General features: G+C 36.5%; 18 protein-coding genes and 1 pseudogene. 4 read left to right on the top strand and 15 right to left on the bottom strand.

Annotated elements, in window-relative coordinates; genetic code table 11:
* Positions 1–44 precede the first annotated feature (44 nt).
* On the bottom strand, positions 45–635 hold the full coding sequence (gene prfH, locus ACY45D_RS06595; RefSeq protein ID WP_463108968.1) for a peptide chain release factor H: 591 nt from the start codon (positions 633–635) through the stop codon (positions 45–47).
* Between the two features lie 296 nt (positions 636–931).
* Here prfH and cgtA point away from each other — a divergent pair, with 296 nt between their 5' ends.
* From cgtA to ACY45D_RS06610, 3 genes are all read left to right on the top strand, one after another.
* Positions 932–2146 carry an Obg family GTPase CgtA gene (cgtA, locus tag ACY45D_RS06600; RefSeq protein ID WP_463108969.1) on the top strand — a complete coding sequence of 405 codons (1215 nt, stop codon included), beginning with the start codon at positions 932–934 and terminating at the stop codon, positions 2144–2146.
* Between the two features lie 40 nt (positions 2147–2186).
* Positions 2187–3320, top strand: coding sequence for a glutamate 5-kinase (gene proB, locus ACY45D_RS06605; RefSeq protein ID WP_010112862.1), 1134 nt, complete (start codon positions 2187–2189; stop codon positions 3318–3320).
* A 602-nt stretch (positions 3321–3922) separates the two neighbouring features.
* Entirely contained in the window at positions 3923–4459 is a 537-nt protein-coding gene (locus ACY45D_RS06610) for a hypothetical protein (RefSeq protein WP_463108970.1), read from the top strand.
* A gap of 195 nt (positions 4460–4654) precedes the next feature.
* Here ACY45D_RS06610 and ACY45D_RS06615 read toward each other — a convergent pair whose 3' ends face one another.
* A complete protein-coding gene (locus tag ACY45D_RS06615) occupies positions 4655–5302 on the bottom strand; it encodes an HAD-IB family hydrolase (protein ID WP_463108971.1) in 648 nt (215 codons plus the stop codon).
* The gene (locus ACY45D_RS06620) at positions 5269–6459 is read right to left on the bottom strand and encodes a DUF1615 family protein (RefSeq protein ID WP_463109445.1); all 1191 of its coding nucleotides are present in this window, start codon (positions 6457–6459) and stop codon (positions 5269–5271) included. Before ACY45D_RS06620 ends, ACY45D_RS06615 begins: the two co-directional genes overlap by 34 nt.
* Positions 6460–6566: 107 nt before the next feature.
* On the opposite strand from ACY45D_RS06620, the pseudogene ACY45D_RS06625 reads away from it, so the two are divergent.
* A pseudogene (locus tag ACY45D_RS06625) lies at positions 6567–6632 on the top strand (hypothetical protein); the annotation flags it as partial.
* Positions 6633–6735: 103 nt separating this feature from the next.
* Here ACY45D_RS06625 and ACY45D_RS06630 read toward each other — a convergent pair.
* The 12 genes from ACY45D_RS06630 to ACY45D_RS06685 all read right to left on the bottom strand — a co-directional run bounded on the left by ACY45D_RS06630 (position 6736) and on the right by ACY45D_RS06685 (position 14158).
* On the bottom strand, positions 6736–7020 hold the full coding sequence (locus tag ACY45D_RS06630; protein ID WP_463108972.1) for a pyocin activator PrtN family protein: 285 nt from the start codon (positions 7018–7020) through the stop codon (positions 6736–6738).
* 12 nt (positions 7021–7032) lie between these two features.
* Positions 7033–7296 carry a hypothetical protein gene (locus ACY45D_RS06635; RefSeq protein WP_463108973.1) on the bottom strand — a complete coding sequence of 88 codons (264 nt, stop codon included), beginning with the start codon at positions 7294–7296 and terminating at the stop codon, positions 7033–7035.
* A 9-nt stretch (positions 7297–7305) separates the two neighbouring features.
* Positions 7306–7680, bottom strand: coding sequence for a hypothetical protein (locus ACY45D_RS06640; RefSeq protein WP_463108974.1), 375 nt, complete (start codon positions 7678–7680; stop codon positions 7306–7308).
* Positions 7680–7898 carry a hypothetical protein gene (locus tag ACY45D_RS06645; protein ID WP_463108975.1) on the bottom strand — a complete coding sequence of 73 codons (219 nt, stop codon included), beginning with the start codon at positions 7896–7898 and terminating at the stop codon, positions 7680–7682. Before ACY45D_RS06645 ends, ACY45D_RS06640 begins: the two co-directional genes overlap by 1 nt.
* A gap of 53 nt (positions 7899–7951) precedes the next feature.
* Complete coding sequence (locus tag ACY45D_RS06650) at positions 7952–8230, bottom strand: response regulator (RefSeq protein ID WP_463108976.1); 279 nt, start codon at positions 8228–8230, stop codon at positions 7952–7954.
* Between the two features lie 142 nt (positions 8231–8372).
* Positions 8373–9503: a hypothetical protein gene (locus ACY45D_RS06655; protein WP_463108977.1), complete on the bottom strand. Its 1131-nt coding sequence runs from the start codon at positions 9501–9503 to the stop codon at positions 8373–8375.
* A gap of 4 nt (positions 9504–9507) precedes the next feature.
* On the bottom strand, positions 9508–10185 hold the full coding sequence (locus tag ACY45D_RS06660) for a 3'-5' exonuclease (protein WP_463108978.1): 678 nt from the start codon (positions 10183–10185) through the stop codon (positions 9508–9510).
* Positions 10182–11318 (bottom strand): ATP-binding protein, encoded by a 1137-nt coding sequence (locus ACY45D_RS06665; RefSeq protein WP_463108979.1) that lies wholly within the window; start codon positions 11316–11318, stop codon positions 10182–10184. Before ACY45D_RS06665 ends, ACY45D_RS06660 begins: the two co-directional genes overlap by 4 nt.
* A gap of 13 nt (positions 11319–11331) precedes the next feature.
* A complete protein-coding gene (locus ACY45D_RS06670; RefSeq protein WP_463108980.1) occupies positions 11332–11640 on the bottom strand; it encodes a hypothetical protein in 309 nt (102 codons plus the stop codon).
* Positions 11640–12080: a hypothetical protein gene (locus ACY45D_RS06675; protein WP_463108981.1), complete on the bottom strand. Its 441-nt coding sequence runs from the start codon at positions 12078–12080 to the stop codon at positions 11640–11642. The genes ACY45D_RS06670 and ACY45D_RS06675 overlap by 1 nt, the downstream gene beginning before the upstream one ends.
* A 225-nt stretch (positions 12081–12305) precedes the next feature.
* Complete coding sequence (locus tag ACY45D_RS06680) at positions 12306–13217, bottom strand: hypothetical protein (RefSeq protein ID WP_463108982.1); 912 nt, start codon at positions 13215–13217, stop codon at positions 12306–12308.
* Between the two features lie 8 nt (positions 13218–13225).
* Positions 13226–14158, bottom strand: coding sequence for a hypothetical protein (locus ACY45D_RS06685; RefSeq protein WP_463108983.1), 933 nt, complete (start codon positions 14156–14158; stop codon positions 13226–13228).
* Positions 14159–14169 lie beyond the last annotated feature (11 nt).

Genomic DNA, 14169 nt, shown 5'->3' on the forward strand with positions numbered 1-14169 from the left:
TCGACTTACGACTTAATGGTAAGACGGTAAGAAGTCTAGATATTTCACTTTTTAAACGATTTCACAGCATTACCCCGTTCAATCAATGCATGTTGTAAATGCTGTGTTTGCTTATGATGTGCATGACTATTTTCAAGTTGTTGCTGTAATTTTAAAGCAATTAATTGTTTTGCCAAACGCTTATTGGCATGTTGACTACGTTCAGACATAACTTTAACACTGATTCCAGATGTGACATGCGTTGCATGAATGGCTGAATCCGTTGTATTTACATGTTGCCCACCCGCACCTGAGGCACGACAGGCTTGAAAAACAATCGTGTCATCACTTGGGAGTTGCTGAGGTGTTTCAAACTGCGTAATACCGACAAACCAATTTTTACGTTTATGATTTGGACGAATTTGACTTTGGAATGTCCATTGAATTGTCCCCAGCCATGTGTTTAACCATGTTTGGGCATCGTGGGCGATATTTAATAAAAGTGATGAATAGCCATATGGTGTTTCATGACTTTCAATGATGTCGAGTTGAATTTTTTGAGTTTTCGCTTGTTTTTGCATTTCTTGCAAAGTGTATTTAACAGCAAGTTCACATTCTGCGGGTCCAAGCGCAGCGCTGATTTGGACTATAGGCAATATAGAAATCCTTTAATTGGTTTTGAGATGAGAAAGTCACAACATTAAAAAAAGCAATTACAGAAAAATTTTAGACTTGTTCAGAATAAAGTTGATCACTGTTGTTAGTTTTTCAAGATAAATATTATATAAAAATATGAATAAAAAACAACCATAAAGCAATCGCTTATCGTCTTTTTATGGTGAATTACCATGAAAGCTAAAGAAAATTCATCATAAGCTGAATAATACTATTCGAGAAATTTTTCAAAATATGGCAGAATATGCGGTTTTAAAGATTTCAGAGGATTGGCAGCATGCGCTTTGTTGATGAAGCAGTCATTACCGTAGAGGCTGGCGACGGTGGCAATGGCGTAGCTAGTTTTCGCCGTGAAAAATTCGTACCATTTGGTGGTCCAGATGGTGGTGATGGTGGTCGTGGTGGGATGGTTTATATCCAAGCCGATGACGATACCAGTACCTTGGTAGATTATCGTTATACCCGTAGATTTCGTGCTGAACGTGGTAAAAATGGTTCTGGTGCAAACTGTGCTGGTCGTGGTGGCGAGTCTGTAACGCTTAAAGTTCCAGTCGGAACAACCATTGTGGATACTGAATCAGGCGATATTATTGGCGATTTGGTTGCAGATGGTCAAAAGGTTTTAGTCGCACTTGGTGGCGATGGTGGTTTAGGCAATACTCATTTTAAATCATCGACAAACCGTTCACCACGTAAGTGTACACATGGTATTAAAGGTGAATACCGTGAAATTCGTTTAGAACTTAAAGTTCTTGCGGATGTTGGTTTACTTGGTATGCCAAATGCAGGTAAATCAACCTTTATTCGTGCAGTTTCCGCGGCAAAACCAAAAGTTGCAGATTATCCATTTACAACCATGGTACCTAACTTAGGTGTGGTTGATGCAGATCGTCATCGTTCATTTGTCATGGCCGATATTCCAGGCTTAATTGAAGGTGCGTCAGAAGGTGCAGGTTTAGGAATTCGTTTCCTTAAACATTTAGCACGTACACGTATTCTTTTACATATTGTTGATGTGCAACCGATTGATGGTTCAGATCCTGCACATAATGCAAAAGCGATTATGGAAGAATTGAAAAAATTCTCTCCAACATTGGCGCAATTACCAATTGTTCTTGTTTTAAACAAACTCGACCAGTTGAGTGATGATACTCAAGAAGAATGGTGTAATCATATTCTTGAAGAATTACAATGGGATGGTCCAGTATTCAAGACTTCAGGTTTACTTGAAGAAGGAACAAAACCTGTTGTGTATTATCTGATGGATCAAATCGAACAACAACGTGAGTTGGAAGCAGAAGATCCAGAATATGCAGCGAAAATGAAAGCATTCCGTGACCAGTTAGAAGCTGAAACACGTGAACAAACCATTGCAGCAAAAGAAGCTTATCGTGAAATGCGTCGTCAACAACGTCTGGCAGGTATGTTGGCAGATGATGATGAAGACGATGACGGTGATGATGGCGAAATGGAAGTGCACTACGTACGTTAATTTCTAAGTACATCGGCTTAGGAAAGGAACTGAGGACAAGATGATAGAAGTGGTAGATGGGCAGCGTCAGCTCAAGGCTTTAAAACGTATCGTTGTTAAAATCGGATCATCTTTACTCACAGCAAATGGGCAAGGTTTAGATTTGGAAGCAATTTCGCATTGGGCGAAACAAATTGCAGATCTACACAATGCAGGGCATGAGATTATTCTTGTGTCTTCAGGTGCTGTGGCTGAAGGGATGGTTCGCATGAAGCTAGATAGCCGACCCACCGATCTACCCAGTCTGCAAGCTTGTGCTGCTATTGGTCAAATGGGTTTAATCCAAACATGGTCAAGTGTTTTGGAAAACCATACCATTCAAACTGCACAAGTTTTATTAACCCATGATGATCTCGCAGATCGTCGTCGTTATTTAAATTCTTGCGATGCTTTGCAAAATTTAATTGATTGGCGTGTAATTCCAGTGATCAATGAAAATGACACAGTTTCTACTGATGAAATTCGTTTTGGTGACAATGACACATTGGCAGCGATGGTTGCAGGTCAAGTACATGCAGATTTACTGATCATTTTGACAGATCAACAAGGTATGTTTGATTCTGACCCTCGTTCAAATCCAAATGCAAAACTATTCCATACGGTTCGTGCGATGGATGAAACGTTGTTTGATATGGCAGGCGGTGGTGGTAAGTTCGGACGTGGTGGAATGTTGACCAAAGTTCGTGCTGCACGCTTGGCTGCAAAATCTGGTTGCCCAACCTTGATTGCCAGTGGCGAAAGCGACAATGTTTTAGCTCGTTTAATGTCGGGTGAATTGTTGGGTACTTTATTCATTACCGATGATGACCGTGTCACAGCGCATCAACAATGGTTAGCAGCACATTTACAAACAGCAGGTCGTTTGGTGTTGGATGATGGTGCAGTGAAAGCCATTAAAGAGAACCATCGTAGTTTGTTGCCAGTAGGTGTAAAGGCTGTTGAAGGGCATTTTGAACGTGGTGATGTGGTTGAATGTGTAGACCAATATGGACATCGTGTTGCTGTTGGACGTGTTAATTTTAGCTCTCGTTCAGCAGATATTGTCAAAGGTTTAGCGTCAGATAAAGTTCATCAAGTTTTAGGTGAAGCTCGTTCTTTGGAAATGATTCATCGTAATCATATGGCGATCTATTGATTACGTAACTTATTGAATTTTTTGTTTAAAATAGTTTTGTTTTAGCCACACTTAAAATAGCCTGCTATACAAGCAGGCTATTTATTTAAAAACGAATATAAAACTTCCCAATAAACTGGTGTGTCTTTAGAAAAAAATTTGTAAAGATATTTTTAGGATCATAGAACTTTACTTTATCGTTCAGTAAGGCTGTGATTTTTTCTCTAGAGGAAGTCGTTTGATAAATTCAAATGCTGCTATTTTCAGTCACTCAGTCATTTACAGATTGACAATCAGGTGTCATGGCTAAGAGTTTTTTTCAGCAGGTTGTTCAAAATCCTTTTTAATTTCCTCGCAGCTTGAAACTAAAATAACTTTTAGCTTCTTTGTTGGAAAGTAATCCTAATGTTTCATCATTAGTAGCGTGTTCAAATTTCGGAAACAAATAATATCGCCAAAAGGCTTTTTGTTGTTGAACGCACGGGTTAGTACGTGAAAAGGCTTAGTTTATACTCATTATTTTATCTATATTTTAATAAACACTATCTTATTAAACACTTATATGTGATTCTATATTTTTACCTATTTTTAAAAATTAAAAAAGTTTGTTTTTGGGGGAAATTATGGATGGATACAATATTTATAACATTGTTTTAATTGCAATATTTTCAATAGTTATTTTAGGGGTTTTTTTAGGTGCAGGGAAAAACAGAAAAATTGTAGTGTTTAGGGATTACGATGATCTTGGGTTAACTTTTCTTATTCCAACATCATTATTTGGAATCATTTTCTTGTTCCATTTATTTGGTGGGAATCCGCTATATGGTACTGTTTTAGCAAGTGTTGTTTCTTTTATTTTATTTATGATCTTAGTAAAGAATAGCTATATTGATAATAACCGTGTGATTTGGAAGCTATTTCTTGCTTTGATCACAAAGTTACCGCTTGCTTTTCTATGGGTGATTAATTTATTTTCCTTAATTAAACCAAGTGGTCAAACAGCCAGACAACGACGAGAAAGTCGAGCAACAGCACTTTTAATTTTAACGATTATTACGCCAATTATAGGGATTCTAGTTGTTGATAAATCTGGTGAACTGTTTAACCCTCGGCAATGGATCAAAGGAAAAAGAGTTGGTAGTATTCGAAATCATATGTAGGTAACTTCAATTATTTTTCAATATCTTTAGCTTTTGAGTCTTGTAATTGAATATATTTTTATATGGCTTTTTTTCTTTTTAAAGATTATTTACATTTTGGTTTGTGCCTAACCTCATTCCTCATTGTTGCAAAAGAGCGAGGAGCACTACCAAAGCCTTTAAAATAGAAAACATCATCAAATTCAAAAGAATCAATTAGGCAAATTTCTTTTCTTCTTCTAAAAAAGGCAAAGTCTGATCTTTGCCTACCATAAATTTAAAATCTGCCAAACTCAGCATATCTAAATCTTCTTCACTATTTCCATACGCATAGATTTTATTATATTGGGTTAAATTATATTTCTCTAAAATACGAATCCTTTTTTGTTCACAGCTACAATCAGGCGTTGAGTAATGTCCTGTGAATTGATCATTCACAATTTCAGTACCAGTACAAATCAGGTCAATGTTTAGAATTTGGCAAATTGTTTTTAAATAAAGGTCAACCGAAGCTGAAACCAAAACCACATCATCACCATGATGCTGATGATCTAATAATTGTTGATAAAGTTTAGCATCTAATTGCTCGGTTAAACTATGTGCATATTCTTCAGCAATACTTGAAATTTCATAAGCATTTGCATCTTTAAACATGGCTTTAAAAAGACGAGGGCGCATAGAATCGGCAGGGTAGATATTTAAATAATACGCCTGAATCCACGGTAAAATTTTAAAACCTTGTTTTACAATATGTCTTTTTGATAAAGCATAGAAAATAAACCCTGTGAAACTGTCTTTTTTACACAAGGTTCCATCAAAATCAAATAAAGCTAGGTTCTTATACGTTTTGCTCGTTGCATGCATGTTTCATATCGTCCGTTTACGCGGCTTGCATACCAGTTGGTATTATAATCACGACTCAGTTTAGGCCCAGAAATAACCACCTCTGGCATGATTGCATAGATAGGATCTTTACCTGTTTTTTCTTTATATAATTTTGAAACAGCAATATAGGTTTGAGTTTTTTCAAAACCTTTTTCTTTCTCTTTTTTCAAATCATTACGCAACTGGCGAGGCGTAATGAGTACATTATTCTTTGAAAATAACGTCATCAGTGCTTTTTCAGTTGTTGTAACTGCAGGACGAGCGTCACCATTCTTATCATAAGAAAGCAAATCGCCATCTAAATCCAAATCGATATCTGATTCTAATGTTTTATCCACCATTTTTTGAAAAGCGGCATTTCGACTTGAATACATACCTGAATTATAATCGGCAAAACGATAAATAGGCTTATCATAATCTGTTGGATACATCATTAAGCGATGTATGCCATAGTACAAACCACCATATTCTGTATATAAATCATCACGTAATTCGTTGGTGCTCATGCTGCTACGCTTATTTTCTTTGGCATAGTTAATATGAACTTGCATTGAACCTAAAGTGGTAATTGGATTCAACTTTTCAGCAAAGTCTTGGCCAACAAACTTGGCAGCACCTGTTAAAGCACTAATATGATAATGCTTTGTCATATAGTCAAAAATTTCACGATAAAGAACATCAAGTTCCTTTTCATTCTTAACTCGACTCATTTGCTTTAAATAATTGTCTTCAGGTGACGGCTGATTTTTTAATACATCTTGGAAATAATTGGCAATTGGACCACCAATTGTAGTCCCTAATTTATCTTCAAATTTTTCTTGTAAACGAGTGCTGACTTCTTTTACCGCTTTATCACCTAAGCCCGGAACATTTGGATTGGCAATAAAGTTGGATTCCTGATCTACAACAGCAATAATTGTACAAATATTTTCTTTATTGCGTGGAATTTTTAATTCTTCAGAAATATCAAAGATATCTTGCGCCCATGACTTACGATCATTGACACGATTTGGAATAAGCTTGCGAATTTGCTCACTTTTTAGTTCTGGTTCATCATCATTTGACCACCATGATCCATCACCACAGGCAGTGAGACCAATCGCAAGGGTCGTTAAACACGCGGAACGAATCAAGATACTTTGTAAACCAAATTTTTTCATACTGCTGAAAACACGTTTAGAAATGGATGAGCTCTAAGAGCTGATGAAGTATACTATGTCTATCTTAAAATGTATGAATATATATGTATATTGGTCCGTATCAACTGTCAAATAATTTAATCGTTGCTCCTATGGCGGGTGGGATAGATGCTTTATAAATAATTATAATTAACAGTATCTTACTTAAATTTGAGTGGTGCAAGGTGCAAATACGGTGCAACCACTCTCGATTTTTATCAATAACTTAGCATTTTAGCTATGCATCGCAGTCCAGTCTTTTTTAGCCTCTTGCTGAGCACTTGTCAACCATATTGCTACGTCACTTAAATGAGCACACCATGGTGAATATTTTCCATCTGGTTTAAATACAGGAAATGGTAAATCACATTTATTTGCACGCTTATTTGCTTGGACGAGTGATAAATGTGGTAAATAGTCGTCCAGTAATTCCTCGATGGGTACGACTGGTTTTCTAAACTTCATTTGAAGCAACCAAAGTGTGTCGAAAGGATCTTCAATTTTTTTTACAACACTCATTAATTTCGCTCCCTAACAAACCTTTCTTTTTTCTTGCATAATTCCAGTAGCCATTTTTTGCGTTAAATCGATCATTACCTTTTCTGCTCGTTTAACATCACCATGCCCACCCAAATAACTAGCTATGGCATTTCCAGAAATACAATAACCAAATCTTTTTGCCAAGATAGGATCTGTTTTCTTCAACTCATCATAAATTGGGTAAATTAACTTTTGAAAAACTTGCTCTGCAATTTCTTCGGTTGTGCCTTCGAGTTCAAATTCAGGAATTTTCATACAGGCACCCTAGAATTTTTTACCATTTTCAGTTAAGCGATTTTCTAACTTATGATCTGCACGATGCTTATTGAATTCAAGTTTTTCTTGAATTGCTCCATCTAGATCCAAGCCTAAACCACCAGCCATATCGCATATGCGAATAACCGCGTCAGCAAGTTCAACTTCAAGCATTGACCGATGGGGTAGTTTGTCATCCATCAAGTTTTTACGATGACCTTCCATTGCTTCTGAAATTTCGGAATGAATTAAGCAAAGCATTTCTGGGACATTTCGTTTTGCAGGCTCACCATTTCTAGATGTTAGGTCTGTGCCTGTAATTAAATCAGTCCACCATCCTGCTTTTACATTTTGCTCATGAATTTGTTTAATTAAATTTTTCATCACGCCACCTGTTTTAAAAAATAAACTTCATTTTCAGTTTTAAACTCAGCACACTGAAGAATTGCCTTAACTGTTTTTGCGCTGAGTCTTGAAACAGTCATCAACTGGCTTACTGATAACCCGAAAGGCTCATTTTGTAGAACTTTGATCACTTTATTTTTTGCATTTTCAAAGTTTTTATTTGCAACTTCTCTTTGAAACTCTTTAGCAGAATCCATCTCACCAACTCCCAATCTCGATTAAAATAGGTCCATAAATTGCAATCGCAATTTCAAGCAGCAAAAGTGATATTTCCATTTTTATCTGCCTCCGCTACTAAAAAGTCAGGTGATGCTAAGTGACTTTCAAATTCCTGACCCAATTCGAATGCCGCTAGATTTCCATTTAGTTGATCTGTCACCAACACATAGTGGTGTTTCTTTTTGATTCCACGGTCGCTTGTTCGCGCCGTGAAACCTTTCCCTTTTAAACTTTTGACCTCATAGCCAAGTTTTACAAACCAAATTCGAAATGCTGTGAGGTGCTTTGTTTTAACGACAGTTTTAGCCATTACACTCTCCAAGTTGCTTCTTTGAATTTGGCATTCGTAACCAACTCATCAATTTCAGACAATGAAACATTGTCAAAAATATGAGTCATTTTGGTACCAAATACAGTTAATATTCTTGTCACAGATGAGTATTTAAATTTCATTATGGCACCACCTTTGAGCCTGAGTTTTCAAGCTCATATCGACGTGCGCGGACATAACCCATTAGACGTGGTTGAATATCTGGGTGACGACCTGCCACATCAATTTCCAATGCGTCCAAAGTTGTTAGGTCGGGTGCTGTTTGGATCTGCACCATTAGTGAGGGTGTTTCAGCAACAGTTGAAGTTTCAGGATTCAATTCAATCAAGCGTTTGTGAATTGCATCAATTAGTGGCTTACGTTGAATTTCACTCCAAGCCTTTGTATAACCTGTAAGTGCAGTAGCCTCTGCAGGTGTTTTGGCTTCTTGAGCGCGATTGATCAAATCATTGAGTAAAGTTTGATACTCAACAGATTCATCAAAAGTTGTTAAATCTGGTTCAAGTTGTTCTGTTTTAGGTGCGTATTGCTCAGGATCCAGTTCAAGCAACTTTTCCTCAGTTAATCTACACAAATACTGATGTTGTTCGTGTTCCAAATACCCATTGGCTAAAAATACTGGTCGTAATGCAAGAACTGAATCGACAGAAGTACATTCACTGATCTGAGCTGTAAAGCTTTCAATAATCTTTGATTGACCTGTTTCAATATCTCCCCATGGTTCATCTGTACTTTCAGTACCAGTGGGTTTAACAGATTCAGTTTCTGCTGAAGTATCCGTTTTTTTACCACGTGGAGAACGAGCTTTCTTAGGCTTATCATTAAAACCATCTTTAACTTCGATTCCAGTAATCATGTTGCCAAAATTTTTACCAATAGCCTGCAGCTGCAATTTTGCATTTTCTGCATCAAGCTGAGCAAAACCATTTGCGACACTTAGACAAATATCGCCGTGTTCTTGATCATATTGAGTGCGCAAAATACAAGTAGGCATAACAATATAAATTTCTTGACCACTTTTTAAATCGTGTGGTTCCGCAGGTTTAGTGAATTGAATTCCTGCAAGCTCAGTCATTTCAATTTTTATGCAAAATTCATAATGTGGTGCAAAAAATACAGTAGCGGGGACTTGATCAAGTGTACTGAAATCTTGATCAGCATGAAGAGATCCGTTACCTGCATATCGACACAAAACTGTTTTACCAGCTTGAACTGCTGAAATTGCTTCTTGTGCTGTAATAATATTTGTCATGTTCTTATCCTTTTAATGCTTTTACTAAATACGGGTCTACGTCAGGCTGATTGCATAACCAACGCTTATAATCAGGTGGCAAAAATTTGATTTCAGTGCCTTTGTGTTTGCCAAAGCTAATAATTGTAGGAATCCGAGCATTTTCAGAGGCTTCGTAAAGTTCTTCAATGGTTTGAATATTTAGTGCACGGATGATGCTTTTTAAAATAAATCCGGTGAGAAGAACATCTTGTTTGGCATTGTGTGCTGAACGTAGTTTTTGGCGTGCAATATCGCTACCCTCAAGCAACATGTAAGTAAGGGCAGAAATGTTATGTGCCTCATGTGGCCATACTTTACGTGCTAAAGCTAAAGTACAAATTGCTTTAAGGGGTTTTGTATTAACACCACATTTAGCGATCGCTTCAATGTCATAATCAATGTTGTGACCGATGATGTATTGGACATCATCAGGTAACTTGAATGTTGTATAAAATGGTTTGCCTGCAATATCTGATTCCAGGATATGATGGACAGCCATCGCACCAAAATTGATTTTGGCATTGATAGAGTAATACTCATCAAATGCTTGATCGGCATAAATTGAAGCCTCACCATTTGCCAATTGGAATGGCACATAAGCAATTTCGATAGGTAACCCTTTAAGGTCATGTGTTTCGGTATCTAAGATAATTGCGTTCATGCTGTAGCCATCTCCGATTTAGCTAAGGTTTCAATTTCATTTTGTACCGCTTGCAAATTTGCGGCTTCAATTTGGGTGAGGGCATCAATCCCGAAATATTCACAGACAGATTTAACGTCTAAACCACAAGAATCTATGAAGACTTGTAACTGATCGCGTTGAGCTTCACTAATTAAGTCAACTGGGCGTGAATTAGGGGCGATGTATTTGTTTTTTTCCGTATCGAATACGAAATTCAATTGTTTTGCTCTATTAATGAAATGTTTACGCATTTCTTTATAATGTGGGTGGTTTTTATCAAGCTGTTCAATTAGGGTGTTGAGTTCTGACACATAATTGATTTGATCACACTCAGAAAAGAATTGATCACGTTCTTCAATTGCTTTCATGGTCTGTAATTGAGCTGGTGTCATCGTATTAAGATGATCTTTAGCTTGTTGAATCAAATCACCAAAAAAAGTAGGCGAATGCTGTAGATCTGGAAGCACAATATTGCCATCTGTATCTACACCAAGACTGCCTGAGTTTTTTGCATGATGTGAATTTGATGCTTTGAATTTTAGAACACGGACAATTTGACCATCGGTAGCTTTTTCATATGTGAGATAAGCCATGATGTCTGATATACGATATAGAACATCACGATTTTTACCGCTCATCGATGGGCGATGAATTAAAAGATCATCGTTACGTTGTTCTTCAGCATGACCTATAAAAATAATATCTTTGCCATAACTGCGGATACGGTTAATTAATCCAATAAAGTCATTACCAGCATAGCCTTGAGCTTTAAGTGTTAAATTACCATCACGCTGGGTGTTACCCTTAATACCTTGATAATGAATTTTTACGCAGTCGAGCATTGTGCCTACAGTATCAAACGCAACTGTTTTAAAAGATTTAAGATCTTCTTCAGTTACGTTGGAAACATCTGTCCATTTTTGAACTTGTACCGCAGTACCTCGACGCAGAGCACCAACACGGTGAACACCTTTATCAAAATCGAATAAGATAGTATCTTTTGCCGTGAATGCTAAAGATGATTTACCAATATCAGGATCCGCGTAGTAATACGCTACGATAGTTTCAACATGGATAGGTTCATTTGCATGAACTACATTTGCAAGAGCCATAAGTCACAACTCCTTAATTATATTTAGCATTGTTATAAGCAATGCGTTGATTAGCGGAATATCGGGTGCGCTGGTTACGAGGATCAGCAAGATAAATAGCAACGGCTTTACGGTTTTGAAATGCACGTTCACGTTTAAAGATTTCACGAATCCATGGCTTTTGAGCGTGTTCTTCAGCTTCGATTAAAAATAAAGTACCTGATTTGCTAACACGATAAATCTCGCCATTTTTTTGGATATATTCGTATGAATACAAGCGCATACGGAATTCACCATCAGCATCACTGATAAATTCGGTTTTCTTTTGAGTGGTAGAAGTCATTAGGCAGCCTCCACCATTTGATTGCGTTCCAAATGACCGCGAACAAGTTCTTTGATTTGAACAATATCGTTAAAGTCAGTGAAATCACGGTAAGCATTGCCGTTTATGTCATGGATGTCATCGACAGAAAGCTGAGTAATGTCTACAGCTGTAAAATCTGAACCTGGTACGCCGTAGTTGTCTGGGTGAGCTTCATAGTCGAATGAAACCTGAAGTATAAAATCATCAAGTTTTACAGTAGCTTTACCAGTTGATTTGGATGTTATAACTGCAGTTTGTACTGCAACTACATCGGGGGCTTGCTTAGCAGTGTATGTAGGTGGCGTATAACCAGTTGTAGGTTCATATTTGTGAAAACCTGTAGTTATCGCACCAAGAACAATAGCTGAAACACTGAGTGTTACGATGAAGCTATTGCTTGGAGTAAATTTTACATTCATAATTCACCTGTTGTTTGAAAAAGCGCATTTGATTTCGAGGTCTGTGCGCTTTTTTGTTATTTGGTGAAATTATTATTCACTAATGAATAAAATAATGCAATAAAAATATTCATTAATGAATTGATTGGTTGTATTTTGATCTATTTTTATTCGTTTTAATTTTATTTATGCTCTAATAGATAAAAGAAAACCCACACAGGGTGGGTTAGATGGAGTTTGATTAAACTAGATTTCTTCTAAAGTGGGCTGTTTATCAATACCAGACCAATCAATTAATTTTTCAGATACCTTATCTACAGAATACTCTTCAATTAAGTCAATCCCTTCAGAACGTAAACTCCATTTAAAACTATCAATAATATCATCCCTCTTCTTTTTATCTGATTTACTTAGTAAATCCATGTTTGAGCTGTCAGGTGACAACATGAAAAGCTTGAAGTCGCTATCAGTTTTTGCATATTTCTTTACAGCTCTCATGTTCTCTAGGGTTTTGAAACAATTAATTTCTACTGTATCTGGAGTGGCGTATACAGATGAAACTAGATCACCAATTTTGTGGTTTTTTTCCATATTAATTGCCACTGGAAGCCTTCTATATCCAATTGAAGAGTTTCCAACTAACACTGTTTCATTACTAGTAAAGATCTCCTTATAAATTTCACCCATTTTATTTTTAATGTAACTCTTAACTTCAGAATGAAACTTAACTGTTTTAACGGTATGAAACTGTTTTTTGTATTTAACTTTATTATCATGAGGTAGAGATAAAGGGGCAGCACGCACCAATAGCTCTTCAAGTAGTTCGTCGATAGATTCTCCTTGAACAAATCCTCGCTTTTCTAAGATCAATTGAGAAGAGAATGAAGTTTCATAATTGCAATGTAGAAAATCCTCAAACAGCTCAATACAGGACTTTATATAATCCACCATTTCAGAACCATAAGCACATTCAACTCTAGAAAAATCTTCAATGAATTTTGTGTGTACAATATCATCATGATTTATAAGCACCCCAACGGCAAGTTGTTCATTCGTCACTAAGTCAGGTGTGAATCTAACTTGCGCCCAAGAAGCTTGTACCAACTCTAGAGTGGTTAAATTTGTCTTAAACTTTTCTTCAAATTTTTTAAAATTCATAATGTTACCTACTTAGCAACATTGCTGTGTGTTGTAGAAAGCCATAAATCGCATTTTGCTTCAATATTCCCAACTTGTACAGCATTAGTATCTAGAAAATCTTGCAATATATTACTTACATTTTGGATGGGGTTTGGTGGCAACCCTGTATTAATTTTCTCATCTCCAAGAAAATCATTAATTAATAAACCTAGTTCTTCTTTTACGGTTTCAAATGCTGAAGCATGTTTAAGTTTTGCATTTTTCAATTCATTTAATAAATTTTCTTTCCAAAATAATCCACTAAATTTCGCTTTCAAAATCTCAGTGTACATCTTCTGAAATTCACCAGATATGGTGGCGTTACGCATAATATCCCAAGGAGACCAGTTATCGCCATATAGTATCCCACCGTGGTCTATTAGCGTAAAAGTCCTATTCGGAAGCTCTAACAAGTTACCCAAATTACGATCGTTATTAATTAACCAATCATCACACATTATAAGATTAGGTAACTTCTCCCAACTCTTTAATGCTTCTAAGAGGTGAGCTGTAATGTAGCTTTTGATTTCTGGTGTCTTAGCGTTATCCAATTCCAATCTGCGATTAATGCCATTTGTATTAGTGCACACCCATGCATAAGTTACACCTCTATACCTATCAACTTCTGATACCTTATCCCATATTTCCGGAGTAAGTTTTTCTGAAATCTTAAACTCAAGAAATCCAGCGAGTTCTGGTTGTGGAAGACCTAAGCCACTTACTAATAGATAACCTATTGCCTCATTTAATAAAGCTCGTTTTTTATTCTCACCATAAAACTTTACATAAGATTCTCGCTGAATACCGTCATTCCATGTGAGTTCAGCAACATGAGTCATAAGACCCATACATCCATCTATAGCAGGCCGAAGATATTTTTTATAACTTAAAAATGGTAGATACTGCACTATTTGACCCATAACAACCCCTC

This window comes from Acinetobacter sp. BZX-2 (assembly GCF_055179795.1).

What these genes read in the sequence shown, in the direction of transcription:
- ACY45D_RS06640 (WP_463108974.1), bottom strand. Translation starts at nt 7,680, where the DNA reads ATGAAAAATTTAATTAAACAAATTCATGAGCAAAATGTAAAAGCAGGA.
- ACY45D_RS06615 (WP_463108971.1), bottom strand. Translation starts at nt 5,302, where the DNA reads ATGCATGCAACGAGCAAAACGTATAAGAACCTAGCTTTATTTGATTTT.
- ACY45D_RS06610 (WP_463108970.1), top strand. Translation starts at nt 3,923, where the DNA reads ATGGATGGATACAATATTTATAACATTGTTTTAATTGCAATATTTTCA.
- ACY45D_RS06645 (WP_463108975.1), bottom strand. Translation starts at nt 7,898, where the DNA reads ATGGATTCTGCTAAAGAGTTTCAAAGAGAAGTTGCAAATAAAAACTTT.
- ACY45D_RS06630 (WP_463108972.1), bottom strand. Translation starts at nt 7,020, where the DNA reads ATGAGTGTTGTAAAAAAAATTGAAGATCCTTTCGACACACTTTGGTTG.
- ACY45D_RS06675 (WP_463108981.1), bottom strand. Translation starts at nt 12,080, where the DNA reads ATGAATGTAAAATTTACTCCAAGCAATAGCTTCATCGTAACACTCAGT.
- ACY45D_RS06655 (WP_463108977.1), bottom strand. Translation starts at nt 9,503, where the DNA reads ATGACAAATATTATTACAGCACAAGAAGCAATTTCAGCAGTTCAAGCT.
- cgtA (WP_463108969.1), top strand. Translation starts at nt 932, where the DNA reads ATGCGCTTTGTTGATGAAGCAGTCATTACCGTAGAGGCTGGCGACGGT.
- ACY45D_RS06665 (WP_463108979.1), bottom strand. Translation starts at nt 11,318, where the DNA reads ATGGCTCTTGCAAATGTAGTTCATGCAAATGAACCTATCCATGTTGAA.
- proB (WP_010112862.1), top strand. Translation starts at nt 2,187, where the DNA reads ATGATAGAAGTGGTAGATGGGCAGCGTCAGCTCAAGGCTTTAAAACGT.
- ACY45D_RS06660 (WP_463108978.1), bottom strand. Translation starts at nt 10,185, where the DNA reads ATGAACGCAATTATCTTAGATACCGAAACACATGACCTTAAAGGGTTA.
- ACY45D_RS06670 (WP_463108980.1), bottom strand. Translation starts at nt 11,640, where the DNA reads ATGACTTCTACCACTCAAAAGAAAACCGAATTTATCAGTGATGCTGAT.
- ACY45D_RS06650 (WP_463108976.1), bottom strand. Translation starts at nt 8,230, where the DNA reads ATGGCTAAAACTGTCGTTAAAACAAAGCACCTCACAGCATTTCGAATT.
- ACY45D_RS06635 (WP_463108973.1), bottom strand. Translation starts at nt 7,296, where the DNA reads ATGAAAATTCCTGAATTTGAACTCGAAGGCACAACCGAAGAAATTGCA.
- ACY45D_RS06680 (WP_463108982.1), bottom strand. Translation starts at nt 13,217, where the DNA reads ATGAATTTTAAAAAATTTGAAGAAAAGTTTAAGACAAATTTAACCACT.
- ACY45D_RS06685 (WP_463108983.1), bottom strand. Translation starts at nt 14,158, where the DNA reads ATGGGTCAAATAGTGCAGTATCTACCATTTTTAAGTTATAAAAAATAT.